At 60.9% G+C, this 26,913-nt stretch carries 28 protein-coding genes; 6 read left to right on the forward strand and 22 right to left on the reverse strand.

What is annotated here, in order from left to right; all coding sequences use genetic code 11:
- Positions 1-90: 90 nt before the first annotated feature.
- From ACA079_RS02815 to ACA079_RS02835, 5 genes are all read right to left on the reverse strand, one after another.
- Entirely contained in the window at positions 91-396 is a 306-nt protein-coding gene (locus ACA079_RS02815) for an urease subunit beta (RefSeq protein WP_030128285.1), read from the reverse strand.
- Entirely contained in the window at positions 396-929 is a 534-nt protein-coding gene (locus ACA079_RS02820; protein WP_056746283.1) for a GNAT family N-acetyltransferase, read from the reverse strand. The genes ACA079_RS02815 and ACA079_RS02820 overlap by 1 nt, the downstream gene beginning before the upstream one ends.
- A gap of 6 nt (positions 930-935) precedes the next feature.
- Positions 936-1,469: a GNAT family N-acetyltransferase gene (locus tag ACA079_RS02825; protein ID WP_497702500.1), complete on the reverse strand. Its 534-nt coding sequence runs from the start codon at positions 1,467-1,469 to the stop codon at positions 936-938.
- A gap of 9 nt (positions 1,470-1,478) precedes the next feature.
- Positions 1,479-1,781, reverse strand: coding sequence for an urease subunit gamma (gene ureA, locus ACA079_RS02830; protein WP_033055605.1), 303 nt, complete (start codon positions 1,779-1,781; stop codon positions 1,479-1,481).
- Between the two features lie 159 nt (positions 1,782-1,940).
- Complete coding sequence (locus tag ACA079_RS02835) at positions 1,941-2,780, reverse strand: urease accessory protein UreD (protein ID WP_497702501.1); 840 nt, start codon at positions 2,778-2,780, stop codon at positions 1,941-1,943.
- Between the two features lie 247 nt (positions 2,781-3,027).
- Between ACA079_RS02835 and ACA079_RS02840 the strand changes: the two genes are divergently transcribed.
- Entirely contained in the window at positions 3,028-3,699 is a 672-nt protein-coding gene (locus tag ACA079_RS02840) for a DUF4329 domain-containing protein (protein WP_497702502.1), read from the forward strand.
- Positions 3,700-3,717: 18 nt separating this feature from the next.
- Here the strand turns inward: ACA079_RS02840 and urtE are convergent, their stop codons facing one another.
- The 17 genes from urtE to cbiE all read right to left on the reverse strand — a co-directional run bounded on the left by urtE (position 3,718) and on the right by cbiE (position 21,469).
- Positions 3,718-4,416: an urea ABC transporter ATP-binding subunit UrtE gene (urtE, locus tag ACA079_RS02845; protein ID WP_123358638.1), complete on the reverse strand. Its 699-nt coding sequence runs from the start codon at positions 4,414-4,416 to the stop codon at positions 3,718-3,720.
- Between the two features lie 155 nt (positions 4,417-4,571).
- Positions 4,572-5,444 carry an urea ABC transporter ATP-binding protein UrtD gene (urtD, locus tag ACA079_RS02850; RefSeq protein ID WP_497702503.1) on the reverse strand — a complete coding sequence of 291 codons (873 nt, stop codon included), beginning with the start codon at positions 5,442-5,444 and terminating at the stop codon, positions 4,572-4,574.
- A complete protein-coding gene (gene urtC / locus ACA079_RS02855) occupies positions 5,441-6,520 on the reverse strand; it encodes an urea ABC transporter permease subunit UrtC (protein ID WP_497702504.1) in 1,080 nt (359 codons plus the stop codon). Before urtC ends, urtD begins: the two co-directional genes overlap by 4 nt.
- Entirely contained in the window at positions 6,520-8,022 is a 1,503-nt protein-coding gene (urtB, locus tag ACA079_RS02860) for an urea ABC transporter permease subunit UrtB (RefSeq protein ID WP_497702505.1), read from the reverse strand. The genes urtC and urtB overlap by 1 nt, the downstream gene beginning before the upstream one ends.
- 164 nt (positions 8,023-8,186) lie before the next feature.
- Complete coding sequence (gene urtA, locus ACA079_RS02865) at positions 8,187-9,452, reverse strand: urea ABC transporter substrate-binding protein (RefSeq protein ID WP_497702506.1); 1,266 nt, start codon at positions 9,450-9,452, stop codon at positions 8,187-8,189.
- A gap of 314 nt (positions 9,453-9,766) precedes the next feature.
- Positions 9,767-10,777, reverse strand: coding sequence for a FecCD family ABC transporter permease (locus tag ACA079_RS02870; protein WP_497702507.1), 1,011 nt, complete (start codon positions 10,775-10,777; stop codon positions 9,767-9,769).
- Positions 10,774-11,721 (reverse strand): ABC transporter substrate-binding protein, encoded by a 948-nt coding sequence (locus ACA079_RS02875; RefSeq protein WP_497702508.1) that lies wholly within the window; start codon positions 11,719-11,721, stop codon positions 10,774-10,776. Before ACA079_RS02875 ends, ACA079_RS02870 begins: the two co-directional genes overlap by 4 nt.
- The gene (locus ACA079_RS02880; RefSeq protein WP_497704275.1) at positions 11,718-12,506 is read right to left on the reverse strand and encodes an ABC transporter ATP-binding protein; all 789 of its coding nucleotides are present in this window, start codon (positions 12,504-12,506) and stop codon (positions 11,718-11,720) included. Before ACA079_RS02880 ends, ACA079_RS02875 begins: the two co-directional genes overlap by 4 nt.
- 78 nt (positions 12,507-12,584) lie before the next feature.
- Positions 12,585-13,964: a PepSY-associated TM helix domain-containing protein gene (locus ACA079_RS02885; RefSeq protein ID WP_497702509.1), complete on the reverse strand. Its 1,380-nt coding sequence runs from the start codon at positions 13,962-13,964 to the stop codon at positions 12,585-12,587.
- 131 nt (positions 13,965-14,095) lie between these two features.
- Positions 14,096-16,213 carry a TonB-dependent copper receptor gene (locus ACA079_RS02890; protein WP_497702510.1) on the reverse strand — a complete coding sequence of 706 codons (2,118 nt, stop codon included), beginning with the start codon at positions 16,211-16,213 and terminating at the stop codon, positions 14,096-14,098.
- Between the two features lie 223 nt (positions 16,214-16,436).
- Complete coding sequence (locus ACA079_RS02895) at positions 16,437-16,886, reverse strand: DUF2946 domain-containing protein (protein ID WP_497702511.1); 450 nt, start codon at positions 16,884-16,886, stop codon at positions 16,437-16,439.
- A gap of 20 nt (positions 16,887-16,906) precedes the next feature.
- A complete protein-coding gene (locus ACA079_RS02900; RefSeq protein ID WP_497702512.1) occupies positions 16,907-17,386 on the reverse strand; it encodes a copper chaperone PCu(A)C in 480 nt (159 codons plus the stop codon).
- A 48-nt stretch (positions 17,387-17,434) separates the two neighbouring features.
- A complete protein-coding gene (locus ACA079_RS02905) occupies positions 17,435-17,833 on the reverse strand; it encodes a DUF2946 domain-containing protein (protein ID WP_497702513.1) in 399 nt (132 codons plus the stop codon).
- A 118-nt stretch (positions 17,834-17,951) separates the two neighbouring features.
- Positions 17,952-18,179 carry a helix-turn-helix domain-containing transcriptional regulator gene (locus ACA079_RS02910; protein ID WP_497702514.1) on the reverse strand — a complete coding sequence of 76 codons (228 nt, stop codon included), beginning with the start codon at positions 18,177-18,179 and terminating at the stop codon, positions 17,952-17,954.
- A 257-nt stretch (positions 18,180-18,436) separates the two neighbouring features.
- Positions 18,437-19,171 (reverse strand): cobalt-precorrin-6A reductase, encoded by a 735-nt coding sequence (locus ACA079_RS02915; RefSeq protein ID WP_497702515.1) that lies wholly within the window; start codon positions 19,169-19,171, stop codon positions 18,437-18,439.
- Positions 19,168-20,265 (reverse strand): cobalt-precorrin-5B (C(1))-methyltransferase, encoded by a 1,098-nt coding sequence (locus ACA079_RS02920; RefSeq protein ID WP_497702516.1) that lies wholly within the window; start codon positions 20,263-20,265, stop codon positions 19,168-19,170. Before ACA079_RS02920 ends, ACA079_RS02915 begins: the two co-directional genes overlap by 4 nt.
- Entirely contained in the window at positions 20,258-21,469 is a 1,212-nt protein-coding gene (gene cbiE / locus ACA079_RS02925) for a precorrin-6y C5,15-methyltransferase (decarboxylating) subunit CbiE (RefSeq protein WP_497702517.1), read from the reverse strand. The genes ACA079_RS02920 and cbiE overlap by 8 nt, the downstream gene beginning before the upstream one ends.
- Before the next feature lie 247 nt (positions 21,470-21,716).
- On the opposite strand from cbiE, the gene ACA079_RS02930 reads away from it, so the two are divergent.
- The 5 genes from ACA079_RS02930 to cobJ all read left to right on the forward strand — a co-directional run bounded on the left by ACA079_RS02930 (position 21,717) and on the right by cobJ (position 26,889).
- Positions 21,717-22,370 carry a hypothetical protein gene (locus tag ACA079_RS02930; RefSeq protein ID WP_497702518.1) on the forward strand — a complete coding sequence of 218 codons (654 nt, stop codon included), beginning with the start codon at positions 21,717-21,719 and terminating at the stop codon, positions 22,368-22,370.
- Between the two features lie 158 nt (positions 22,371-22,528).
- Positions 22,529-23,836 (forward strand): precorrin-3B synthase, encoded by a 1,308-nt coding sequence (gene cobG, locus ACA079_RS02935; protein WP_497702519.1) that lies wholly within the window; start codon positions 22,529-22,531, stop codon positions 23,834-23,836.
- Positions 23,829-24,455 (forward strand): precorrin-8X methylmutase, encoded by a 627-nt coding sequence (locus ACA079_RS02940; protein WP_497702520.1) that lies wholly within the window; start codon positions 23,829-23,831, stop codon positions 24,453-24,455. The genes cobG and ACA079_RS02940 overlap by 8 nt, the downstream gene beginning before the upstream one ends.
- Positions 24,455-25,186, forward strand: a complete 732-nt coding sequence (locus tag ACA079_RS02945) for a precorrin-2 C(20)-methyltransferase (protein ID WP_497704276.1) — start codon at positions 24,455-24,457, stop codon at positions 25,184-25,186. The genes ACA079_RS02940 and ACA079_RS02945 overlap by 1 nt, the downstream gene beginning before the upstream one ends.
- On the forward strand, positions 25,186-26,889 hold the full coding sequence (gene cobJ, locus ACA079_RS02950; protein ID WP_497702521.1) for a precorrin-3B C(17)-methyltransferase: 1,704 nt from the start codon (positions 25,186-25,188) through the stop codon (positions 26,887-26,889). Before ACA079_RS02945 ends, cobJ begins: the two co-directional genes overlap by 1 nt.
- Positions 26,890-26,913: the final 24 nt, after the last annotated feature.

Here is a 26,913-nt window from a genome sequence, read left to right on the forward strand (position 1 = left end):
AATCGCGAGCAAGCTCGCTCCCACAGTTGACCGCGTTCCCCTGTGGGAGCGAGCTTGCTCGCGATGGGGCCAGAGCCGGCACTGCATTACTTACAGGTCACCCATGATCCTGCCGGCAAACCCGAACACCCGGCGATGTCCGGCCAGGTCGACCAACTCGACCTCGCGGCTCTGTCCCGGCTCGAAGCGCACGGCGGTGCCGGCGGGAATGTTCAGGCGCATGCCGCGGCTGGCGGCGCGGTCGAACGTCAGCGCATCGTTGGTTTCGAAGAAGTGGTAATGCGAACCGACCTGGATCGGCCGGTCACCGCTGTTGGCCACCTTCAGGCTGAGGGTGCGACGGCCAACGTTGAGTTCGATGTCGCCGGGCTGGATCTGGTATTCACCGGGAATCATCAATGGGCTCCCTGGAGGATCTTGTAGTAGAGGGCGGTCGGCTTGTAGCGACCGCTCGGGTCGCAGGCATAGTCGGGGATTACGCCGGCGCGGGTGTAACCCAGCGCCTTGTAGAAGTCTTCGGCAGGGGAGCCGGCCTCGGTGTCGAGGTAGAGCATGCCGCGCTTGTGCTGGAGGGCGGCCGTTTCCAGTGCACTCATCAACTGTTGGCCCAGACCCCGGCGACGCGCATGTTCACGCACCAGCAGTTTTTGCACTTCGGCGCGGTTCAGGCCATTGGCTTTCTGGCACAGGGTCAGTTGCACACTGGCCTGCACTTGCTCGTCCTTGACCACCACCCACAGCAGCACGTTGCCCTTGTTCAGGTTCTCCTGAACATCATCGAAATAGGCTCGGGCCTGGGCGGCGTCCAGATTGGCCATGAACCCGACGCTGGCGCCATAGCCGACGGCGTCGAGCAGCAGATCAATCAAACCCTGACGATAGTGCGCAAAGCTTTCAACATTGACGCGGCGCAGTTGGGCGGCGTTCATGGCAAATTACTCCTTGTTGGCGGTCGGCGGTTCCGCGCCAGGATTGAGGGTCAGTTGCATGAAGGTCAGGTCCAGCCAGCGACCGAACTTGGTGCCCACCTGGGGCATCTGGCCGGTCGTCACGAAACCGGCTCGTTCATGCAGGCGAATAGAAGCGGCGTTACCGCTTTCGATGGCGGCGACCATCACATGTTTGTCACAGCCTTTGGCGCGTTCGATCAGCACTTCCATCAGCCGCGGGCCGAGGCCATTGCCGCGCTGGTCGCTGCGCACGTAAACCGAGTGCTCGACGGTGTGGCGGAAACCGTCAAACGGTCTCCAGTCACCAAATGAAGCGTAGCCCAGCACAGTGTTGTCGCCGTCGACGATCACCAGAATCGGATAACCCTGGGATTGCCGGGCGCTGAACCAGGCCTGGCGGTTGCCCAGGTCCACGGCCTGTTCGTTCCAGATCGCCGTGGTGTTGAGCACGGCGTCGTTGTAAATGTCGCGGATCGCCGGCAAGTCGGCATGCGCTGCATCGCGGATGTGGTAAGTCATGGCGCGGCCTCAGGCGATCGGTTGGTGAACGGTGACCAGTTTGGTGCCGTCGGGAAAGGTCGCTTCGACCTGGATCTCCGGGATCATTTCCGGGATGCCTTCCATCACTTGTTCGCGGCTGAGCAGGGTGGTGCCGAAGTGCATCAGCTCGGCCACGGTCCGGCCGTCACGCGCGCCTTCGAGCAGCGCTGCGGAAATGTAGGCCATGGCTTCCGGGTAGTTGAGTTTCACGCCGCGCGCCAAACGTCGCTCGGCCACGAGGCCGGCGGTGAAGATCAGCAGCTTGTCTTTTTCGCGTGGGGTCAGGTCCATCGTTTGGAATCCATATCGGCAGATAAAAAAGTATTTAAGGCTGTAAACACAAAACCCCTGTGGGAGCGAGCTTGCTCGCGATAGCGGTGTGTCTGGTGACGTCAATGTTGTGTGTGCTTACGCCATCGCGAGCAAGCTCGCTCCCACATTGATCGTGTTTCAGGTGCTCCATATTCGTGGTGGGACGGCTTCTCGGCCGAGCAACGCAGGCCTGAGCAACCGCCACAAATCAATCAGCCAGCCCCGCGCCAACAGCGCTTCACTGGCCAGGCAACGTGCGACTAACAGTCCCGGCAACTGGGTCAGATCTCCGCGCACGTCATGGGGCAGCGAGCGACAACGCTCCAGCAAATCACTATCGATCTCTCCGGTCACCAGCAGGGTGGCAAACACCGGCTGCCCATCCAGCCCAATCGGCGAATCAAGCAAACCATCACCTCCGACAATGCGCTGGCGTTCATGCCAGAGCAACTGACCGTCGCGGCGGATGTCCAGCTGCGCCTGAAAATGCCCGAGGTCGAAACGCTCGCCACTGGCCGGGCGGCCCAGCGCCACGACGTCCCAATAGAACAGTCGGGCATCGCCCTCAAGGTCGATGGAGGTGCTGAGTTCAGCCTGCGCTGCACTGAAAATGATCGTCTCCTGTGGCAGCCATTCCAGTGTCGCACCGGCGGCCACGCGCAAGTCGAGTTGTTGATAAGCCGGCCCTGCCGCGCGGTACCACTTGGCCGCGCCAGGGCTGGTGATTTGCGCCCAGGCATCGCGGCCGACGCTGGCCGAGATATCCAGCCGATCACCGCCGGCAATTCCGCCCGGCGGGTGAACGATGATGTGCTGGCACACTTGCGGCCCTTCGGCATACAGATGCTTCTGCACCCGCAGCGGGCCCAGGTGGCGGCGCTGAACCGGCCGGGTACTGTCGCCGAATCGGGCATAGCCTAACTCCAGTTCGGCATGCCAACTGGGGGTAAACAAGGCGCCAGAAGCTGGAAGAGTCATAGTCAGTGCTTATCGTGAGGTCGTCAGGATCTGTGCAAAGGCTGTGCCGGCAGATATGGCAGGCAGGAAGCGGCTGTTCATCGTCGCTGTGCACCGATACGAGGCGTCGTATCGAGCGCGGTGCGATAAATTGGTGCTTGGCGCAGATGTGAGACATATATACCGCCTTGCGTGGTTGCAAAGAATCCAGGATGCAAGCGCACGCCCCCTCCTCCAGCGGGGCGGCTTAACTTCCTGGAGTCTCTTGATGACCACTTCTACTGATTCTGTACAACCAACAGCTTCGACCGCGCCGGTGTTGCCACCCGTGAGCCAACCTTTCATTTGCGTGGACGATGCGGCGTATTGGCTTCACCAGCATGCACGCACGAACGACAGAGAATACGGTGCGCTCATATTGCAGTGCCCCGACGGCAAGTTTGTCGCGACAACACCTATAAAAGGTGAGACGACTTCAGTTGATTTTGAGCGTTTGCTACCGTTCGACCAACAGACCCAGACGATCAGTCACCCAGCGGGATACCGTTGCATGGGCCTTTATCACACCCATCCGGAATATGAAGAACAGATTGCCAGGAAGTACCCCTCCTACAACGAGGACCAGGTCAAGTTGTATATCGCGCTCCCTTCGATAGGCGATATCGCTTTAACTTTCAAGCATGTGGATTTCTTTAAACATAATTATGTTTCAAGTCCCTATGGCTCTCTGGTGGCGTACTCCATCAATCCGCAAAACGCATCCGGCAATCCTAAATTCCGAATGGGCTCGACACCCGAGAGCCGGATCCGGCGGATGGTGAGCATCGGCCAGTTGCGTGTCCTCGATCCAGGCACCATCTGGGTTGGATATCGCGGCCCGGTCACGGCGGATTGGGTTCCCTATACGCTGGCACGCCGCACGCCCCCGGTGTCTCAATGACAGTTGACAGTACACCGCTCAGATCGTAACCAGACCGCGTACACCCTCGGCCTCCATATTTTCTCCGCGACCCTGTTGCACGATTTCGCCCCGGGACATCACCAGGTACTGATCGGCCAGTTCGGCGGCGAAATCGTAGAACTGCTCTACCAGCAGAATTGCCATGTCGCCACGGGCTGCGAGCTTTTTGATCACCGCGCCGATTTCCTTGATCACAGATGGCTGGATGCCTTCGGTGGGCTCGTCGAGAATCAGCAGGCGTGGACGGCTGGCCAATGCGCGGCCGATCGCCAATTGCTGCTGCTGGCCACCGGACAAGTCGCCGCCGCGCCGTTGCTTCATCTGCAGCAGCACCGGAAACAGTTCGTAGATGAACGCCGGGACTTCCTTGGCTTCAGCACCGGGAAATCGCGACAGGCCCATCAACAGGTTTTCTTCCACGGTCAGCCGGCCGAAAATTTCCCGACCCTGAGGCACGTAAGCGATCCCGGCGTGAACCCGCTGGTGTGGTTTGAACGTGGTAATCGGTTTGCCTTCCCAGTTCACCGCGCCTTCTTTGGCCGGCAGCAAACCCATGAGGCACTTGAGTAGGGTGGTCTTGCCGACGCCGTTACGGCCGAGCAGGCAGGTGACTTCGCCGACCTTCACCTCAAACGTCAGGCCCCGCAGGATGTGGCTACCGCCGTAATACTGGTGCAGCTTGTCGACTTGCAGCATTTCAAATTCCTTCTGTTCCATCCCGCCCTGTAGATCTCTGTAGGAGCTGTCGAGTGAAACGAGGCTGCGATCTTTTGATCTTCAGCAATTCCATGAAAGATCAAGATCAAAAGATCGCAGCCTCGTTTCACTCGACAGCTCCTACAGTCCTAGGGCTAGCGACCGAGATAAACCTCGATCACGCGCTCGTTGTCCTGCACCTGCTCCAGCGACCCTTCGGCCAGCACGCTGCCCTGGTGCAACACGGTGACGTGGTCGGCGATGGAGCCGACGAAGCCCATGTCGTGTTCCACCACCATCAGCGAATGTTTGCCTGCCAGGCTCTTGAACAGTTCGGCGGTGAATTCGGTTTCGGCGTCGGTCATGCCCGCCACCGGCTCGTCGAGCAGCAGCAGTTGCGGGTCCTGCATCAGCAACATGCCGATTTCCAGAAACTGCTTCTGACCGTGGGACAACAAACCCGCCGGACGATTGACCGACGTGGTCAGGCGAATGGTCTCCAGCACTTCGCTGATGCGATCTTTCTGTTCGCCACTCAGGCGAGCCCGCAGGCTGGCCCACACCGACTTGTCGGTTTTTTGCGCCAGCTCCAGGTTTTCAAAAACGCTCAAGGCTTCGAACACTGTCGGCTTCTGGAACTTGCGACCGATGCCGGCCTGGGCGATTTGCACTTCGCTCATCTGCGTCAGGTCGAGCGTTTCACCGAACCAGGCTTTGCCGTGACTGGGGCGGGTCTTGCCGGTGATCACGTCCATCAGCGTGGTCTTGCCCGCGCCGTTGGGGCCGATGATGCAGCGCAGTTCGCCGGCGCCGATGTACAGGTTCAGATCGTTCAGCGCCTTGAAACCATCGAAGCTGACGCTGATGTCTTCCAGGGTCAGGATCGTGCCGTGGCGAGTATTCAGGCCGGGGCCGACGCGTTGGCCGAGGCCGATGGCGTCGCGGCTGCTGCCGGCGTCCCTGTTGGGCTCCAGTGGCGGAAAAAACGCTGGTTCGAGCATGAATTCAGCCGTCGCAGTCACTCTCATTGCTCACCCCTTTTTTTAAGCAGACCGATCACGCCTTTGGGCAGGTACAAGGTCACGACGATGAACAGCGCGCCGAGGAAGAACAGCCAGTATTCCGGGAAGGCCACGGTGAACCAGCTCTTCATTCCGTTGACCACGCCGGCACCGAGCAACGGGCCGATCAGCGTGCCGCGACCACCCAGCGCCACCCAAACCGCGGCTTCAATGGAGTTGGTCGGTGACATTTCGCTCGGGTTGATGATCCCGACTTGCGGCACGTACAACGCACCGGCCAGGCCGCACAACACTGCGCTCAACACCCAGACGAACAGCTTGAAACCGCGCGGATCGTAACCGCAGAACATCAGGCGGTTTTCCGCATCCCGCAGCGCGGTCAACACCCGGCCGAACTTGCTTTGCGCCAGCCGCCAACCGATGAACAGGCTCGCCACCAGCAACACCACCGTGGCAAAAAACAACACTGCGCGAGTCCCCGGTTCAGTAATGCCAAACCCGAGAATCGTGCGGAAATTGGTGAAGCCGTTGTTGCCGCCAAACCCGGTTTCGTTTCGAAAGAACAGCAGCATTCCGGCGAAGGTCAGGGCCTGGGTCATGATCGAGAAATACACGCCCTTGATCCGCGAGCGGAAGGCGAAGAAGCCGAACACTAGCGCTAGCAACCCCGGCGCCAACACCACCAGACACATCGACCAGAGGAAACTGCTGGTGCCGGTCCAGTACCACGGTAATTCGGTCCACGACAGAAAGGTCATGAACGCCGGCAAGCCATCGCCCGACGCCTGGCGCATCAGGTACATGCCCATCGCATAACCACCGAGGGCGAAGAACAAGCCGTGACCAAGGGACAGCAGACCGGCGTATCCCCAGACCAGATCCAGCGCGAGGGCAACGATGGCATAGCAAAGGATTTTGCCCACCAGCGTCAGTGTGTAGGCCGAGATATGAAACGCGCTGTCCGGCGACAACAACGACAACAGCGGCAACGCCATCAACAGAACGAGGATCACCGTGCCAACGGCGATCGTGACTTTGGGGCCGGCCTTTTGCGTGGCCGTGAGCATCAGGGGCTGGTTCATCAGTCGATCACCCGTCCTTTCAGTGCGAAGAGGCCTTGCGGACGTTTCTGTATGAACAGAATGATCAGCGCGAGGATCAGGATCTTTCCGAGCACGGCACCGATCTGCGGTTCGAGAATTTTGTTGGCGATACCGAGGCCGAACGCGGCGAGCACACTACCGGCCAATTGGCCGACACCACCGAGCACCACCACCAAAAACGAATCAATGATGTAGCTCTGGCCAAGGTCCGGACCGACGTTGCCGATCTGGCTGAGGGCTACGCCACCGAGTCCGGCAATGCCCGAGCCGAGGCCGAAGGCGAGCATGTCGACACGCCCGGTTGGTACGCCGCAGCAGGCGGCCATGTTGCGGTTCTGGGTGACGGCTCGCACGTTCAAACCGAGGCGAGTCTTGTTCAGCAGCAACCAGGTCAGCACCACCACAAACAGCGCGAACGCGATGATCACGATGCGGTTGTACGGCAGCATCAGATTCGGCAAAACCTGAATCCCGCCCGACAACCACGCCGGGTTGGCCACTTCGACGTTCTGCGCGCCGAACACCAACCGAACAAGCTGAATCAGCATCAGGCTGATGCCCCACGTGGCGAGCAGGGTTTCCAATGGGCGGCCATAGAGGTGGCGTATCACCGTACGTTCCAGCGCCATGCCGATGGCGGCGGTAACGAAAAACGCCACCGGCAACGCGATCAGCGGATAGAACTCGATGGCTTGCGGGGCGAAGCGCTGGAACATCAGCTGCACCACGTACGTCGAGTACGCGCCGAGCATCAGCATCTCGCCATGGGCCATGTTGATCACGCCGAGCAGGCCGAAGGTGATCGCCAGACCGAGTGCGGCAAGCAACAGAATCGAACCCAGCGACATGCCGCTGAAGGCTTGGCCGAGGATCTCGCCGATCAGCAATTTGCGTTTGACCTGAGCGAGGCTGGTTTCGGCCGCGGTGCGTACGCCGGCGTCGGCTTCGACAGCGGGTTGCAGCAGGCTTTCGAGGCGAGTGCGGGCCAGCGGGTCGCCGGTTTCACCGAGCAGACGCACAGCAGCAAGGCGCACGGCCGGGTCGGTGTCCACCAGTTGCAGATTGGCCAGCGCCAGGCTCAAAGCGGCATGGACACTTTCATCTTTTTCGCCAGCCAGTTGCTGGTCGAGGAATTTCAACTGCGCCGGTTTGGCGCTTTTCTGCAATTGCTGCGCGGCGGCCAGACGGGTTTTGGCGTCGGTGGCGAGCAATTGGTGGCTGGCCATAGCGGTGTCGATCAGACCCCGCAGGCGGTTGTTCAGGCGCAGGGTTTTCGGTTGGCCGTCGACGGTCAACTCGCCTTGTTGCAGGGCGTTGATCAGCTCGCTACGGGCCGGATCGGGCTGCGCGGCCCAGGCCTCCAGAAGCTTGGCTTGCTGCACGGGATTGGCCGCGACGAAGTCTTCGGCGTCGCCAGAATGTGCGGCCATCGGCAATAAAAATGCGATGGCGAGAATAAAGCGGTAAAGGGCAGTGGGCATAGAGAGTCGCCTTGCGCGGACAATGTGGGAGCGAGCTTGCTCGCGATAGCGGTCTATCAATTAACAGGGATGTTGTCTGACCCACCGCCATCGCGAGCAAGCTCGCTCCCACAGGGATTTGTGTCGGGCCCGAGCGTGGTGCACGGTGCCCGACATCCAGTGGCTTAGTTGCTCTTCACCGCATAATCCGGCTTCTTGTCGTTACCCGAGATGAACGGGCTCCACGGTTCAGCACGGATCGGCCCTTCGGTCTGCCACACCACGTTGAACTGACCGTCCGCCTGAATCTCGCCGATCATCACTGGCTTGTGCAGGTGGTGGTTGGTCTTGTCCATGGTCAGCGTGTAACCGGACGGCGCGGCAAAGGTCTGGCCGGCGAGGGCTTCGCGGACTTTGTTGACGTCGGTGGACTTGGCCTTCTCAGCCGCTTGCGCCCACATGTGAATGCCCACGTACGTGGCTTCCATCGGGTCGTTGGTCACCGCTTTGTCGGCGCCCGGCAAGTTGTGTTTCTTGGCGTAGGCTTTCCAGTCGGCGACGAATTTCTTGTTCGCCGGATTCTCGACCGATTCGAAGTAGTTCCATGCCGCGAGGTTGCCCACCAGCGGCTTGGTGTCGATACCGCGCAGTTCTTCTTCGCCGACCGAGAACGCCACGACCGGAACGTCAGTGGCTTTCAAACCCTGGTTGGCCAGCTCTTTATAGAACGGCACGTTGGAGTCACCGTTGACGGTGGAGATGACTGCTGTCTTGCCACCGGCCGAGAATTTTTTGATGTTGGCCACGATGGTTTGGTAATCGCTGTGGCCGAACGGGGTGTAGACCTCTTCGATGTCCTTGTCCGCCACACCTTTGGAGTGCAGGAACGAGCGCAGGATTTTGTTGGTGGTGCGCGGGTAGACGTAGTCGGTGCCCAACAGGAAGTAACGCTTGGCGCTGCCGCCTTCTTCGCTCATCAGGTACTCCACCGCGGGGATCGCTTGCTGGTTCGGTGCGGCGCCGGTGTAGAACACGTTCGGCGACATTTCTTCGCCTTCGTATTGCACCGGGTAGAACAGCAGGCCGTTGAGCTCTTCGAACACCGGCAACACCGATTTACGCGACACCGACGTCCAGCAACCGAACACCACGGCGACCTTGTCCTGAGTCAGCAACTGACGGCCCTTTTCAGCGAATAATGGCCAGTTCGATGCCGGGTCGACGACCACAGGTTCGAGCATCTTGCCGTTCACGCCGCCCTTGGCGTTGATCTCGTCGATGGTCATCAATGCCATGTCTTTGAGCGACGTTTCGGAGATCGCCATGGTGCCGGACAACGAATGCAGAATACCAACCTTGATGGTCTCGGCGGCCTGGATGCTCCAGGTCATGCCCATCGCGGCAATCGATGCCGATAGTGTGAAAGCCTTGATCAAGCTGCGACGCTTCATTGTGCGATCTCCATGAACTTATGAATTTTCTTGGTTGGCAGATGCGGACTACTGAAGGCTCTTTAGCAAGGGCTGTGCCTGGTCGGCAAAAGGCAGGGAAATGCCGTATTAGAGCGGTTGCGCGGTTTGGGCGACGCACCATGAAGGATCGCGTCTGGCGCGCTGGTGCGAAGAGGTGCGCCACATTGGGGCGCAGACATTGCAGGCCACACAAAACAAATGTGGGAGCGAGCTTGCTCGCGATAGCGGTGGGTCAGTCACAGTGATGCTGAATGTGATGCCTTCATCGCGAGCAAGCTCGCTCCCACAAGGGATTAGCGTCGGCGCATCAGTCCGATGAAAAACAAGCCACCGATGGCGGCGGTAGCAACGCCGATGGGCAAGTCTTCGGGGGCGATCAGGGTGCGGGCGGCGACGTCGACCCAGACGAGAAAGATGCTGCCCAACAACACGCACACCGGCAGCAATCGCCGATGTTCCGCCCCGACCAAACGCCGCGCAATGTGCGGCACCATCAGCCCGACAAAACCGATGGAGCCGCTGATCGACACCAGCACCCCGGTCATCAGCGAAGCAACCAAAAACACCCGCAGTCGCACGGTGCGAGCATTGAGGCCGAGGGTCACGGCCGTCTGCTCGCCCGTCATCAACGCATTCAGTGGCCGAGCCATTCCCAGCAACAACACCAACCCGAGCAACACGCTGGCCGCCGGCACCGCCAGCAATTCCCAGCGTGCCAACCCAAGCCCGCCAAGCATCCAGAACATCACCGCCGAACTCGCGCGGTGATCGCCGAGAAACAGCAGCAGATTGGCGATCGCCATCATCACGAACGACACCGCCACGCCACACAACAGCAGCCGATCACTGTCCAGCCGCCCGTTGCGGTTGGCGATCATCAGCACGATCAGCATGCTCAGCAACGCACCGATAAACGCCGCGATAGGCAAGGTCAGCAAGCCAACGATTTCACCCACATGCAGCACCACGATCACGGCGCCGAGGGTCGCGCCGGAGGTGACTCCAAGCAGGTGCGGGTCGGCAAGCGGATTGCGCGTCACCGCTTGCAACACCGCACCGATCAGGGCCAGCCCGGCGCCGACCAACGCACCCAATAGCATGCGCGGCACGCGGATCAGCCAGACGATATGTTCCTGCCCGGCGGCCCAGTCCGGCACGCCGAAACCGAAAATCTTGTGCAACAGAATCCGCCACACCACGTCCACCGGCACCCGCGCCGGACCGAAGCCCAGCGACACCACGCACGACACCAGCAACAACGCGCCGAGGGCAACCAGCAACAAGGCGTAGCGACGATTGATCATTCGCCGTGGAAACCCTTGGCCAGGGTTTCAACCGCCAGCACGTTGTCGATCCCAGGCGTGGCCTGTACATACGGAATCACGATGAAGCGCTGATGCTTGATCGCGTCCACCGATTGCAGCGCCTTGTTGTTGAGCAGGAATTGCTCTTTCTGTTCGGCGGTGACTTCGCCGTAGTCGACGATCACGATCACCTGCGGATTGCGCTCGACCACGTTCTCCCAGTTGACCCGGGTCCAACTTGCTTCGACGTCGTCGAGAATATTGCGCCCGCCAGCGGCGTCGATCAGCGCTTGCGGCATACCGAGGCGGCCGGAAGTCATGGCGCGGTCTTCACCGCTGTCATAGAGGAACACGCGAGGTTTGTCTGCCGGCAGCTCCTTGCGCACTTCGGCGACTTGCGCCTGCATCTGGGCGATCAAGGCATTGGCGCGATCCTGCACGTCAAAGATTTTGCCGAGGTTGTGCAGGTCGTTGTAGGTGTCTTCCAGGCTGGCCGGCGGACGCTTCATCACGAATGCGCAGGACTCGGTCAGCTCGTAGACATTGATGCCCAGCGGCTGCAACGTTTGCGGCGTGAGGTCACCGCCCACGCGCATGCCGTAATCCCAACCGGCGAAGAAGAAATCGACGTTGGCGTTGAGCAGGGTTTCCACCGACGGGTACTTGGCTGCCAGCTCCGGCAAGCCATCGAGGATGTTCTGCATCTGGGGCGTGACCGACTTCCAGCCAGTGACGCCGCTGTAGCCGGCCATGTTTGGTTTCAGGCCAAGGGCGAGCATCATCTGGGTCATGTTGATGTCGTGGCTGACCGCGTGTTTCGGCGCTTGCTTGAAGGTCACTTCGCGGTTGCAGCTCTGCACGGTCAACGGGTAGTGAGTGGCCTCGGCAAATGCTTGGGCATTGCCCAGCAACAAAGCGACGCAAAGCAGGGAACGCAAAGTCATGATTGGGTTATCCAGGTGATTCGTGGGTAGCCGTGCAAGGGATGTTCATCGATCAGCGCTTCGACGCCGAACACGTCGCGCAGCAGTGGGGCGGTCAGTACTTCTTTGGGCGTGCCGCTGGCGACGATGCGCCCGTGATTGATCACGTACAGCCGATCACAGAAAGCCGCCGCCAGATTCAGGTCGTGGATGCTCGCCAGGGTGCCGATCTTCAGGCGTTTGACCAGTTGCAGCAGTTCGAGCTGATAGCGCGGGTCGAGGTGATTGGTCGGCTCGTCGAGGATCAGCATTTGCGGTTGCTGCGCCAGGGCACGGGCGAGGATCACGCGCTGTTTTTCACCGCCGGAGAGGGTGGCGAAGGCGTGGTCTTCGAAGCCTTTGAGGCCGACTGATTTCAGGGCCTGGGTCGCGAGATTTCTGTCTTCGAGGGTATCGCCGTCGAACAGGCCTTTGTGCGGTGTGCGGCCCATGGCGACGACTTCATCGACGGTCAGGCCGAAGGCATCAGGGAACTCCTGCAGGACCACGGCGATGCGTTGCGCGGACCAGCGCGAGGATTGCTTCCAGACGTTGTGGTGGTCGAGCTGAACCTCGCCGCTCTCGGGTTTGCTGAAGCGCCAGGCACAGCGCAGCAGGCTGGTTTTGCCGCTGCCGTTGGGGCCGATCAGACCGACGAACTCGCCGGGGAGCACGTGCAAGGTTGCATCACGCAGTTGGAACTGGTGATGGCAATGGCCGTGACCCAGGGGTGTCCAGGCGAGGTTTGTGAGGTTCAGCGAGGTCATTGCGTGCTCGAAGTGCGGGTTGTTGCAGCGGGCCGGCATTGTAAGGTCAACCGCGCTGCAACAGGCATCTCGCTGTATTCAGGATGAAGATGAGGCGGATTCAGACTGGCCGCTCAAGCGCGACAGCAGCACCCGATCGAGCAGCCAAACCACCACCAGCGAAGCGCCCACCAACGGAAACGCCACCGCCAATGCGAACATGATGACCATCGCGGTTTTCCATTTCGGCAGGTCGTGGCGCAGCGGCGGAACACCGAATTTTCCTTGTGGACGGCGCTTCCACCAGATCACCACGCCGCTGACGGCGCTGAGGATAATCATCAGGCAGATCAGCAGGATGATGATCTGATTGAGCGGGCCAAACATTTTGCCTTCGTGCAGCATCACGCCGATTTCCGTTGCGCGGGCGACGGTGCCGTATTGCTCGTAGCGCACGTCGGCGAGGACGTCGCCGGTGTACTGATCCACATGCAAGGTGGCGTCGTTGCGCGGGTCGTCGGCGAACACCGCGATGGTGAACACGCCGGTGGCGGTCGTCGGCAAGGTGATGCTGTAGCCCGGTTCGACCTTGCGTTGCGCAGCGATGTTCTGCACGTCCTGCAAGCTGATGGTCGGCGCGGCGGGGCCAGCTTGCGCGCTACCGTGGGCCATGTGTTCGGCGTGGTCGCCGGACATTGGCATCGGTGTATTTTCCATCGCCCAAGGCACGGTCTGGCGGGTAGCTGTGTTGAGGCTGCGAGCCTCGACATCGGACTTGGGCACGTCGTCCCACATCGCTGCCGGAAAGACATTCCACACTTCGGCGTATTGCTTGCCCCAGAACCCGGTCCAGGTCATGCCGCTGAGCAGCATCACCAGCAGCAACGACGCGCCCCAGAATCCGGTCACCGCGTGCAGGTCACGCCAGAGCACGCGACCGCGGCTGCTCAAACGTGGCCACAGGATGCCGGCCGCCTGGCCACGCGGCCACCACAGAAAGACGCCGGAGACCACCAACACCACGCCCCAACCGGCGGCCAGTTCGATCAGTCGATCACCGACGGTGCCGATCATCAACTCGCCGTGAATCGATCGCGCAACGGCTTGCAGATTCTTTTTGGCGTCTTGCTCGCCGAGGATGTCGCCGTGGTAGGGATCGACGAATACGTTGAGCTCGTTACCGCCATTGATCACGACAAATTGCGCGCTGCGTTCGGCGTTGACCGGTGGCAAATACTGCTTGATCGTGGCTTGTGGGTAAGCCTCTTTCACCCGCTTGAGCAGGTCATCGGCCGGGACGCTGTGATGCCCGGCCGGGACGTTCAGCAGGCTGCCGTACATCAGCGGATCGAGTTGCGGCTTGAACAGGTAAATGATGCCGGTCAGGGCCAGCATCACCATGAAAGGCGCGACGAACAGACCGGCATAGAAATGCCAACGCCAGGCCAGGTTGTAGAAATTCACTTTGGGCTGTTTCATCACGTGTGCTCCGCTTTGGCGATTCAATTGTCTGTAAAAGATCGCAGCCTCGTTTCACTCGACAGCTCCTACAGGGGTATGCGTTCCAATGTAGGAGCTGGCGTAGCCTGCGATCTTTTGACTTTTTCTTGTTAGAAACTCATGTCCACTTTGGTCCAGAGCGTTCGCCCCGGTTCTTTGATGGCTTGCGGGTCATTGGCCGGGTAGCCGAAACCGGCATTGCCGGCCAGGTTCAAATGCTCGGCGTACGCCTTGCCGAACAAGTTGTCGACGCCGCTGCTGACCTTCCAGTTTTTGTTGATCCGGTACGCACCGTTGAGCGAGAACACGCCAAACCCCGGGGTCTTGTCGAAGTCCTTGCCGACGACGTTGCCCTTGTTCTGGTCGATGCGGTTTTGCGCCGCGACCACCCGCCACAAGGCTCCGGCGCTCCAGTTGTCTTCGCTGTAGGTCAGGCCGAAACGTGCGTCCAGCGGCGGCATCTGCGGCAATGCGTTGCCATCACTGCTGTTCTTGCCCCAGGCGTAGGCCAGGGTCGCGTCGGCTTTCCAGTTGCTGGTCAGCTTGTAGGCCGCACCCAATTCACCGCCCATGATCCGCGCGTCGATGTTCTGTGCTTGCGAGGTCATGCCCATCATTGTTGGCGTGTAGTTGAACAGGATGTAGTCGCGCACCTGCCCGACGTAACCCGAGGCCCAGGCTTCGAGGTCTTCGGTCTTGTATTGCAGGCCGAAGTCGAGCTGGGTGGTTTTTTCAGGCTTGATCGAATCGAAGGCATTCACCGAGCCGGCGGGGCCGGACTTGGGTGAAAACAGCTCCCAGTAATCCGGGAAACGCTGGGTATGACCGAGGCCGGCATACAGCGTGGTCGGACTGTCAGCCAGGTCATGCTCGTAACGGACGAAACCGCTCGGCAAGGTGTCGGCGCGGGTGTCGTCGGCGGTCGGGTTGGGGCGCGCCATCATCCCGGAGCCAGTGGTCTGCCGGAAATCCTTGGCCGAAGCACGGTCCAGTCGCGCGCCGGTAATCAGCCGGTCACGGTCGGCGGCGTACCAGGTCAATTCGCTGAACACGCCGTAGTTGTGGAAGTCGGCGTCCTTGTTGCGCGGCAGATCCTTGTAGACGTCGATGCCCATGGCGCTGCGTTGGCGATGTTCGCTGGTCTGCGCATCGATGCCGCTGATCAACTGCACATCGGCCCAGCGCCAGGTGGCTTTGATCCGTGCGCCGAGGGTTCGACGGTCGACGTTGGAGGCCATCGGGCCGGCCATCATGCCGGTGCCGGACGGGGTGCGCAGGGTGTAGTTGTCCATCACGTGGTCGGCGTAGTTGTAGTAGATCTGCGCCTCGACCTTATCCAGCACGTCGCCGATGTTCGACTGCTCGAAACGCAGGCCCAGGCTTTCGCGCTTGAACTGCGAGCCGTCCATGCCGCGTCCGGCGTAACGCGCTTCGCCATCGCCCTTGCCGGCGGTGAGTTCCAGCAGGGTGTCGGCGTCCGGTGTCCAGCCCACTGCGACGTCGCCATTCCACTTGTCGTAGCGCGACGGCACGGTGTCGTTGTTACCGTCCTGGTAGTCGTCGGCATGCGCGGTGTTGCCGATCACTCGCACGTAACCCAGCGGCCCGCCCGCCGCGGCGTCCACCACTTTGTCGAAACGGCCGTTGGAGCCAGCCAGCACGCTGGCGTTCACCCGCGTGCCGAGTTCGCCGAAGCTCTCTGGCTCACGGTCGAAGAGGATGGTCCCGGCCGACGCGCCCGGTCCCCAGAGCACGGTTTGCGGGCCTTTGATCACGGTCAGTTTGTCGTAGGTTTCCGGCGAGATGTACGAGGTCGGTGCGTCCATTCGGCCGGGGCAGGCGCCGAGCAACTGGCCGCCGTTGGTGAGGATGTTCAACCGCGAGCCGAACATGCCGCGCAGCACCGGGTCGCCGTTGGTGCCGCCATTGCGCACCAGGGCGAAGCCGGGAATGGTTTTCAGGTAGTCGCCACCGTCGCTGGCCGGCACCGGTTGGCGCGGGTCCTTGGGGTTGGTGACGATGGTCAGTGGCGAGCTCGGCGCGATGGCGGTGATCACCGTCGGGCTCAGTTCTTCGCTGTGACCGGCGTGTTCATCGGCCAGCACCATGGGTGTCAGCATTGCACCGCAAAGGAAGGCGGTGGCGTGCCTGAAACGAATACTGGATTCGTTCGGGGCAAAAGAAGCTTGGGCAGCGCTCAAGCGTGTGTCAGCAGAAAACCTGGACATGACAATTTCCATCGAACAGTCGTAAACGACACGGCCGGAAACCGGAGCAATCCCTGAGGGCGCGAGCTTTTGTGGCGAGCGAGCTTGCTCGCGCTGGGCTGCGTAGCGGCCCCATTTATGAGTGCTGCGCACTCAAGCGGGAGCAAGCTCCCTCGCCACACTGGCTCACTGCCACAGGTTGCTTTGGTTGTCTTCTAAACCGTGTGAGATCGGAGGTGGGTGTTTACGCGGCGATGGGTGGGGCGCGGGTGCGGGCGCCGGGGAAGAAGGTTTGCCGGGCGTGGCCCAGGCGAGGGGAGGGTGTGGTGAAGGTGGTGGCTGTTGGCGTGTCGAATGCGACGAAGGACTGGCCGCCGGTCAGCGCCGGGCAATTGAACAGCAGGCTGCAATAGCCGCATTTCTCCCAGAGCGCGTGATGTGAGGCTTTTGGTGGGCAGTGTTCGGCGGTGGTTTGCGCGTCGTGGTCGGCGTGCTCCATTGCCGACATGTCCATGCTCATGTCCATCGACATGCTCATGGTCATCGAGGAGGCGCGTTGATCCATCGGCATCGACTGAGAAATCAGCGGGCCGATAAAGATCATCAACATGGCGAACAGGCTGATCCAGCTGCCGCGCGTCAGGCTTAACGGCTGACGACGGTGTGCGGATGACCTGGCGCTAAGCGGGCGCATGGGCGTTTTTGCTCAGTCGCTTACTGGGCGTGGGCGTGTATCTGCATGCCTTCCGGCGGCTTCTTCTGCACCGAGATGTCGACCGTCACGTCGCCGGACTTTTCGAAGTGCATCGTCAGCGGGAAGCGTTTTCCGTCGCTCAGCAGGCTGCGGTCTTTCAGTTCCAGCAGCATCACGTGGTAGGCCATCGGCGCAAAAGTGACTTCGCCGCCGGCCGGAATTTCAACGCTCGGTACTTGCTGCATTTTCATCAGATCGTTCTGCATCACATGCTCGTGCAGCTGGGCTTCGCCTGCAATCGGCGAGTCGACGCTGAGCAGCCGGTCGGCCATTTTACCGCTGTTGTGAATCACGAAATACGCCGCGACCGTTGGCGCGTTTGGCGGCAACTCTTGCGACCACGGATGAGCGATCTCCAGCTCTTCGGCCTTGTATTCGTGAGCATTGGCAAAACAGGCAGGCAGCAGCAATACAGCCAGGACGATGAGTTTGTTCAACATGGCAGTTCTCCAGAGCGATTCAAAACGCAGGTCAATTGCGAGAAGGAATCACACCAGAGGGGAAGCGCGGGGGTTGAGGCTCGGCCATTGCTGGCGCGGTGTCGGTGTATCGAGAGAGGCGTCAGGCAGGCTTCGATTGGTATCGTAATTCGCGAAATACAGTTGCGGCACATGCCCGGGCAGCGCAACCAGTGGCGCGGAACCTGAACAGCACCAGCAATGTTGCATGCTGGAGTGATCGTCACTCTGCGGGGCTTTCTGTTCGATATCGCCCAGGGAAATCGCCACCATCTTCGTGCCGCTGGACGAACAGAAACTGCCCCACAACAACTGCTCGGCGGGTGATTTCGCCGTCTGTGCCATCGCTCCCGTCATCGGCATGGCGAGCATGTTGAACAGCACTGCGAAGCAGGCGATCCAGGCAAATGCGAGCCGTTGTCGGGACATGGGAAAAATCCGGTTGGGTGGGCGATCAGGCGGGGCTATTTAGCCTGATCAGGGCCGATAAGTAAAAAAGCGGCGTGCGGTGTGGTGTCGCAGCGCCTGGGTTAATAGGTGCAGCATCTTATGAGCCATTATGAAAGAGTGTAGCGACTTCGTTTCGCAATGCCTGAGCAAATTGTGGGTCACTTTGGATTCGTGCGCGGATGGTGTGTTTGACGTCTCTGAACGCCAAACGAATGAAGCGACCGTCTCCCGAATCTTCCTCCTCACTGGCCTTGAGGTAATTCCACATCTCGGCAGGTGTCAGGAGAAACTCGGCGATATCGAAACGAGTGAATTTTTCGGTCATTCGGCACTCCGAGCACTACATTCGTGGGACTCGGAAATATAGGGGCGGGGTTGCGACCCGACTAGTCAGCCGCTTTGGATGATGTTGTGGGTGAGGTCCGATAGATAGGTAGGGCATTGCGCATTTTTTTGTAGCAGCTGGCGAAGCCTGCGTTCGGCTGCGAAGCAGTCGTAAATCCTGCATCCACGATTAACCTGAAAGACCGAGGCGTTTGATTTTACGACTGCTACGCAGCCGAACGCAGGCTTCGCCAGCTGCTACAGGTTTTGTGCTGATTCTGGTATCAGGGCTGCCAATACGTCTGTTACCGACCCAAACTCCCGATCACCCCCCGGCAACACCGGCCGCTGCAAAACTATCACCGGCACCCCACGCTCCCGTGCCACTTCCAGTTTCGGCTCGGTCGCGGTGCTGCCGCTGTTCTTGCTGATCAGTACATCAATCTGCCGACGTTCAAACAGCGCACGTTCATCTTCAATCAGAAACGGCCCACGCGCGCCGATGACTTCGCAGCTTTCGTTACCGGGGTAAACGTCCAGTGCACGCAAGGTCCAGAATTGCTCTGGCGGGATTTCATGCAGATGCTGCAACGGTTCGCGGCCGAGGGTGAACAGCGGTCGCCGGAACGGTTTCAGCGCTTCGATCAACTCGGCCCAGTCGCTGACATCTCTCCAGTCATCGCCGGCCTGTGGTTGCCAGGCCGGGCGCCTTAACGCCCAGCATGCAATACCACTTAACTGTGCGGCAGTGGCGGCGTTCTGGCTGATTTGTGCGGCGTAGGGGTGGGTGGCGTCCAGCAGCAGATCGATCCCTTCATCCCGAATGAACTGCGCCAAGCCCTCGGCACCGCCGTAGCCGCCAACGCGAACCTGGCAGATCAGATCTGTCGGCACGCGCCCGACACCCGCCAGGCTATAGATGTGTTCTGGCCCGAGGGTCCGGGCGATGGCCAAGGCTTCCGTCACGCCGCCGAGCAGCAATATGCGTTTCATTGAAAAGCTCCCGCATGGCCGACAATCCCACCCTGGCGATCGATGGCAAATACTTCAACCTGAACCTGCGCCGGCACCACGCTGCGAGCAAAGTCCAGGGCGTGCTGACACACCGCATCACCCAGGGCGATCCCGGCAACGCTGGCCATCGCCAGGGCTTGCTGGCTGGTGTTGGCGTCGCGAATCCCTTGTTGCAACGCCTCATCGGCGCCAATCGCCGCCGCCCATTCGGCCAATTGCGGCAGGTCGATGCTCGAATGTCGACTGTGCAAATCCATGTGCCCGGCCGCCAGTTTACTGATCTTGCCGAAGCCGCCGCAGAGGCTGAGTTTATCCACAGGCACTTTGCGCAGGTGTTTGAGCACGGCGCCGACGAAGTCGCCCATTTCGATCAGGGCGATTTCCGGCAGGTCGTAGACCCGGCGCATGGTGTCTTCACTGGCGTTGCCGGTGCATGCGGCGATGTGCAGGTAGCCGTTGGTTTTTGCGACGTCGATGCCTTGATGAATCGAAGCAATGTACGCCGCGCAGGAAAACGGCCGGACGATGCCGCTGGTGCCGAGAATCGACAAACCGCCGAGAATCCCCAAGCGCGGATTCATGGTTTTCAAGGCCAGCGCTTCACCGCCCTCGACATTCACCGTGACGTCGAAACCGCCGCGGTAATCGAGTTCCTCGGCCAGCAGGGTCAAGTGATCGCTGATCATCTTGCGTGGTACCGGGTTGATCGCGGGTTCGCCGACGCCCAGCACCAACCCCGGCCGGGTCACCGTGCCGACGCCGCGACCGGCATTGAAGCGAATGCCCGGCGCCGTGTTCAGTCGCACCTGGGAATAGAGCAGAGCACCGTGGGTCACGTCCGGATCGTCGCCGGCGTCCTTGATGGTTCCGGCTTCGGCGCCATCATCCAGCAACCGGCAGAACTCCAGACGCATCTGTACCTGCTTGCCTTTGGGCAGGACGATGTCCACCGCGTCCGAATGCGTGCCTTCCAGCAACAAACGTGCAGCCGCCAGACTGGTCGCGGTCGCGCAGCTGCCTGTCGTCAAACCGCTGCGTAGCGGTGCGGGTTGTTCGGCGGTTTCGTCACGCATCGAAAGGCTTCGTCACTTCCAGCAAGGTAATCGGCAACGCCTGACGCCACGTATCAAAGTCCCCCAGCGGTTGCGCTTGAGCGATATGAATCCGCGTCAGCTCACCGCCGTGCTGCTCGCGCCAAGCCATCAAGGTCATTTCACTTTGCAACGTGACGGCGTTGGCGATCAGTCGACCGCCGGGCTTGAGTGCAGCCCAGCACGTGTTGAGCACACCCTCGCGGGTGACACCGCCACCGATGAAAATGGCGTCTGGATCCTCGAGCCCGGCCAAGGCCAGCGGGGCACTGCCGCGAATCAATTGCAGACCGGGCACGCCGAGGGCATCGCGGTTGTGCTCGATCAACCCTTGTCGCCCTTCGTCAGCTTCGATGGCCAGCGCCCGGCAACTTGGATGAGCGCGCATCCATTCGATGCCGATCGAGCCGCTGCCGGCGCCGACGTCCCACAGCAGTTCGCCGGGGATCGGGGCAAGACGCGCGAGCGTGATGGCGCGCACGTCGCGTTTGGTCAGTTGGCCGTCGTGCTTGAAGGCTGAGTCCGGCAGGCCGGCCAGTCGCGACAGGCGCGGCGTATTGGGCTCGGCGATGCACTCGATGGCGATCAGATTCAGATCGGCGATCAGAGGATCGTTCCAGTCATTGGCGACACCCTCGATGCGTCGTTCGGCTGCACCGCCCAGATGTTCCAGCACGGTGAGGCGACTCGCCCCGAAACCGCGTTCACTTAGCAACGCAGCGATCGCGGCCGGGCTCTGACCGTCGTTGCTCAACACCAGCAAACGAACACCGCTGAACAACTGCGCATTGAGTGCGGCGAGGGGACGGGCAACCACCGAAAGCGTGACCACCTCCTGCAACGGCCAGCCCATTCGCGCCGCCGCCAGCGAGCAAGAGGAGGGCGCCGGCAGTATCAGCATTTCATCACCGGACAGCTGCCGGGCAAGGCTTGCGCCCACGCCAAAGAACATCGGATCGCCGCTGGCCAGCACGCAGACCGGCTCCCCGCGTAGCGCCAAAACCGGCTCAAGGGAGAAAGGGCTGGGCCACAACTGCCGCTCGCCACGGATGCACACCGGCAGCAAATCCAGTTGCCGCTGACCGCCAATGATCCGCGAAGCGCGCAGCAGAGCGTGCCGGGCGTTTTTGCCCAGGCCCTTGAAGCCGTCTTCGCCGATTCCCACTACTGTCAGCCAGGGGGCCATGTTGTTCCTTAATCCAATATTCATCGTCAAGGCGACATGATAACGCGGCTTCTGTCATCTGACGCAGGTCTATGGCCGGGAAAGGGTACTTCGGGTTGCAGACACTTAATGTTGACGAAAAATTGTCTGTCGTAATGATAGTTTTGGTAGTTTTGTTTTTGTTCAGGTTACGCAATCTTATATGTATTAAATATTTGGCCTATCGTTGATGTTGGCCGCGACACTATCAAGGATGAAAGAAACTTATATGGATAACGTGTTAGCTGAAAGTGTCATCGAGCATGATGCGCTGATGATGAACAATGTGCTGCTGACCGGCATTGCCGGCCAGACTATCGCCGACAATGGGTTTGTCAAAAATTGCATTTATCTGGCCCAGCATGGCGCGGATAAAGTCGCAAAGAGCGAGACGCAGCCGGGGCCTTGGTTTGATCATTACGCCGGTATGTTTTGGTCAATGGATTGGAAGCTTGCCGAGCCTGTCGAGTACATCAATCCGCAGTTCTCGGGCAGTTTGAAACAGGCCTGGTTGAAAGTGGCACGTCCCTACCTCACGAGCGCTCAAATAGCACAGGTCGAAGCAGTACTTGGAAAGCTGGAGAGTGACGGCAAGTTGCTGGCCAAATTTGCGGGCTTAAGTGGGAAAATAGGCGGATTCAACATCGTACCGGTCAGTTATAAACCCAACGGAGATCTGGAAATGGTGGTCAGTCATGTCAGGTTGATCAAGTTGGGCATCACTACACCCTATCTGTTCTGGACGATAGACCAGAGTCTGTCCCAATTGGATATCCGGATTCGGCGGTTGGAGATCAAGCGTCGAGACATGGACGCCATTCGACAACGCGTGGAAGAAGCCACGCGAGCCCTTGCGCTCGAGTTCAGCGAGTACGAGCTCTAATCCACGCAGGCCGAAGCATTCTTTTGCTTGATTGATACTTCGGCAGCGTTTCCGACCGGCAGACTTTTCATGCGCTCGGGCAAAGCAGGCATAATGGCAGCCCTTCGCCCTTCACGTGCATCCAGTCAGCCGGCCACTCATTGAACGAACGCCCCCCGATGTCCACCGCTTTACGCCCCTCGGCCTGCCCGGGGTTGCTGCGTATTGTCCAGGCGCTGGATGGCGGTATCTGCCGGATCAAGTTGAACGGCGGTTCGATCAGTGCGGCTCAGGCCGATGCGGTCGCCAGTGCAGCTGAGCAGTTCGCCGGCGGCGTGATCGAGGCGACCAACCGTGCCAATCTGCAGATTCGCGGGATCGGCAGTGAACATGGCGCCTTGATCGATGGCCTGATGGCTGCCGGGTTGGGCCCAAGCACTGCCGCTGGCGACGATGTGCGTAATCTGATGCTTAGCCCGAGCGCCGGGATCGATCAGCAGATGCTGTTCGACACGCGTCCGCTGGCCGAAAAGATCCTCGCCACGCTGCAAAGCCATGAACGCTTCCACGACCTCAGCGCCAAGTTCGCCGTGCAACTGGATGGCGGCGAAGGCTTGGCGATGCTCGAACATCCTCATGATCTGTGGCTGTCCGCCACTGAGCGAGACGGCGAACTGGTTTTTGCATTTGGCCTGGCAGGTTGCCCTGTGGATTCGCCTGCGGGCGCGGTGTCATTGGAGCAGGGCCATGCGCTGGTGGTTGCGGTGCTTGAATTGTTTCTTGACCTGGCGCGTCCCGATCAAACGCGCATGCGCCATCTGCTCGCCATCTGCTCGCTCGACGGGTTTCTCGCTCGTCTGGCCGAGCGTGTGCCGCTGATGCCCATCACGGGTTGGCAACGCAAGGTTAGTCCGAGTGTCTTGCACATCGGCGTTCATCCACAGCGTGAGGCCGAGCGTGTGTGTATCGGCGCGGTGCCGCCTCTGGGTCGCCTCAATCCCGCGATGCTTAATGGCGTCGCACAATTGGCACGCGACCAAGGCGACGGCAGCCTGCGTTTCACGCCTTGGCAAAGCCTGTTGTTACCCGGTGTCCATGTCGACGATGCGCCGCAAGTTATCCACAGCCTTGAACAACTCGGTCTGCATTGCTCGGCCGACGATGCCTTGGCGCACCTGATCGCCTGCACCGGCTCGACGGGTTGCGGCAAAGGCCTGGCCGACACCAAGGGCGATGCCCGACAACTGGCAGCGCTGCTGCAACGTCACGGCCAGACACTGAACGTGCACCTGTCCGGCTGCCAGCGTTCCTGCGCGGCCGCGCACAGTGCACCGATCACATTGCTGGCGGTTTCTCCCGGTCATTACGACCTCTATTTTCGCGACGCAGCGCAGCCGGGTTTCGGCGCGCTGCACGCACACAACCTTACTATTGAAGCGGTCGCAGCCTTGCTCGACGCCCGCTCACGGAGCCCCCTTGATGCTTGATTACATCCGCGACGGTCAGGAGATCTATCGCAATTCCTTCGCGATCATTCGTGCCGAGGCCAACCTCGAGCGTATTCCGGCCGACCTGGAAAAACTCGCGGTCCGTGTGATCCACGCCTGCGGCATGGTCGATGCCATCGACGGACTGCAATTCTCCGAAGGCGCGGGCAAGGCCGGGCGCGATGCGTTGGCCGCCGGTGCGCCAATTCTGTGCGACGCGCGGATGGTCAGTGAAGGCGTGACCCGCACGCGTTTGCCTGCGAACAACGAAGTCATCTGCACCCTTCGTGATGAAAGCGTTCCGGAGCTTGCCCGCGAGCTGGGCAACACCCGCTCCGCCGCCGCGCTGGAACTGTGGCGCCCGCACCTGGAAGGCAGCGTGGTGGTGATCGGCAACGCGCCGACCGCACTGTTTTATCTGTTGGAAATGCTCGACGCCGGCGCACCGAAACCGGCGCTGATTCTCGGCTTCCCGGTAGGCTTCGTCGGCGCCGCCGAATCCAAGGCTATGCTTGCGGCAGACAGTCGCGGCGTGCCCTTCGTCATCATGCAAGGCCGCCTGGGCGGCAGCGCCATGGCCGCCGCCGCCGTCAATGCCCTCGCTACGGAGATCGAATGATGCAGCAACCTGGACGTTTGATCGGCCTGGGCGTCGGCCCCGGTGATCCGGAACTGATTACCGTCAAAGCCCTGCGCCTGCTGCGCGAATCGCCGGTGGTGGCGTACTTCGTCGCCAAGGGCAAAAAAGGCAACGCGTTCGGCATCATCGAGGCGCATTTGCAGGACGCGCAAACGCTGCTGCCGCTGGTGTATCCGGTGACCACAGAAGCGTTGCCGGCGCCGCTGTCATACGAACAAGTCATCAGCGATTTCTACGATGCGGCCGGCGAAGAGCTAGCCGCGCACCTGGACGCTGGCCGTGACGTGGCGGTGATCTGTGAAGGCGATCCGTTCTTCTACGGCTCCTACATGTACCTGCACGATCGTCTGGCCGAACGTTATGAAGCCGAAGTTGTGCCGGGTGTCTGCTCGATGCTCGGCGGTGCCTCGGTGCTGGGCGCGCCGCTGGTGTATCGCAATCAGAGTTTGTCGGTCCTGTCGGGCGTATTGCCTGCCGAGGATCTCAAGCGTCGTCTGGCCGATGCCGATGCCGCCGTGATCATGAAGCTGGGGCGTAACTTTCCCAAGGTCCGTCAGGTGCTCGAAGAACTCGGGCTGGCGGAGCGTGCGCTGTACGTTGAGCGCGCGACCATGGCCAACCAGAAAATCGTCCCGCTGGTTCAGGTCGAGCCGATGTCCTCGCCGTACTTCTCGCTGATCATTGTGCCCGGCGAAAGGTGGCAAGGCTGATGACCCGTCCAGTTCCGGCGATTGTCATTCTGGGCAATGGCAGCCTCGCGACCGCGCGCAAGATTGCGCAGCTATACCCTGGCGCATTGATCCATGGTCTGGCCGAACGGGTGGAAGGCGCGGACCGCGTCTATCACGAATTCGGCGCCACCTTGCGTGAGTTCTATCAGCAGGACACGCCGATTATCGCTTTGTGTGCGGCCGGCATTGTGATCCGCACCCTGGCGCCGTTACTGCTGGAAAAAGGTGCCGAGCCGCCAGTGCTGGCCGTGGCTGAAGACGGCAGCGCCGTGGTGCCGCTGCTCGGTGGCCTCGGTGGCGTGAACGTCATGGCGCGCGAGATTGCTGCTGGTCTCGAGGTGGCTGCGGCGATCACCACCAGCGGTGAATTGCGCTTCGGCACCTGCCTGCTCAATCCACCCAGCGGTTACGCCCTCGGCGATCTGGAACTGGGCAAACGCTTCGTCTCGGATTTGCTCGCCGGCCAAAGCGTACGCGTCGAAGGGGCTGCGCCGTGGTTGGCGCAAGCGCAGTTGCCGGAAGATCCTCAAGCGCATCTGTCGATCCATGTCGGCCATGCCGAGCGTGCGCCTGCGGCCAATGAATTGATGATCTACCCGCGCAATGTGTTGGTGGCGGTGAGCACCGAGGTCGCGGATCTGCCAGGCGCGATTCGCTCAGCCTTGCATCAAGCGAAAATCGCCGTGCAATCGGTGGCGTGCCTGTTGGCCAGCGATCTGAACATGGCCAGCACGCCATTGCGCGAAGCGGCACTTGAACTGGGTGTGCCTCTGCGGTTTGCGTCGGTCAGCGGCGACGTTAGCGAGTTGTCCCGCCACACCGTGCCGAACGCTACCATCGTGTCAGCGGATACCGGCATTGCCATCGCGGTGGCCACTCGGCCGCTGAACCCTGCGCAGATCGGCCGTGCACGCGGTCGTCTGGCGGTGATCGGCCTGGGCCCTGGCGCCGCCGAACTGATGGTGCCAGCGGTCAAGGCCGAACTGGCCAGGGCCACCGACGTGCTCGGTTACGAAACCTACGTGCGCATGGCCGGGCCGTTCCGTGAAGACCAAGTGCTGCACTGCACCGACAACCGCGAAGAGATGCAGCGTGCCCGTCACGCCTTCGAGCTGGCGGCGCAAGGCCGTTCGGTGATTGTGGTTTCGTCCGGTGATCCCGGCGTGTTCGCCATGGCGGCGGCAGTGCTTGAAGCGTTGCATGAGTCGAGTGAGCCGAGCTGGCACAGCGTCGATCTGGAAATCCTGCCGGGTGTTTCCGCGTCACTGGCGACGGCTGCTCAAGCAGGTGCGCCGTTGGGGCATGACTTCTGCGTGATGTCGCTGTCGGACAACCTCAAGCCTTGGGCGATCATCGAGAAGCGCCTGGACCTGGCCGCCGAAGCCGATCTGGCGTTGGCGTTCTACAACCCGATATCCCGTGCGCGGCCGTGGCAACTGGGCCACGCGTTGGAAATCGTCGGCCGGCATCGCACACCGGAAACAGTGGTGGTGCTGGGTCGCGACATTGGCCGTCCTGGTCAGACGCTACGGGTTACCACGCTCGGCGAACTGACCCCCGACCAGGTCGACATGCGCACCATGGTGCTGATCGGTTCCTCCACCACCTGCGTGTTCCCTCGTGCCGAGGGTGGCGAGTGGGTGTATACGCCTCGTTGGTACGGCGACAAGCCAACTTCGTGAGTGTCGGCGGCCTCGTCCTGGGGC

The sequence above is a fragment of the Pseudomonas sp. LBUM1645 genome (assembly GCF_059716185.1).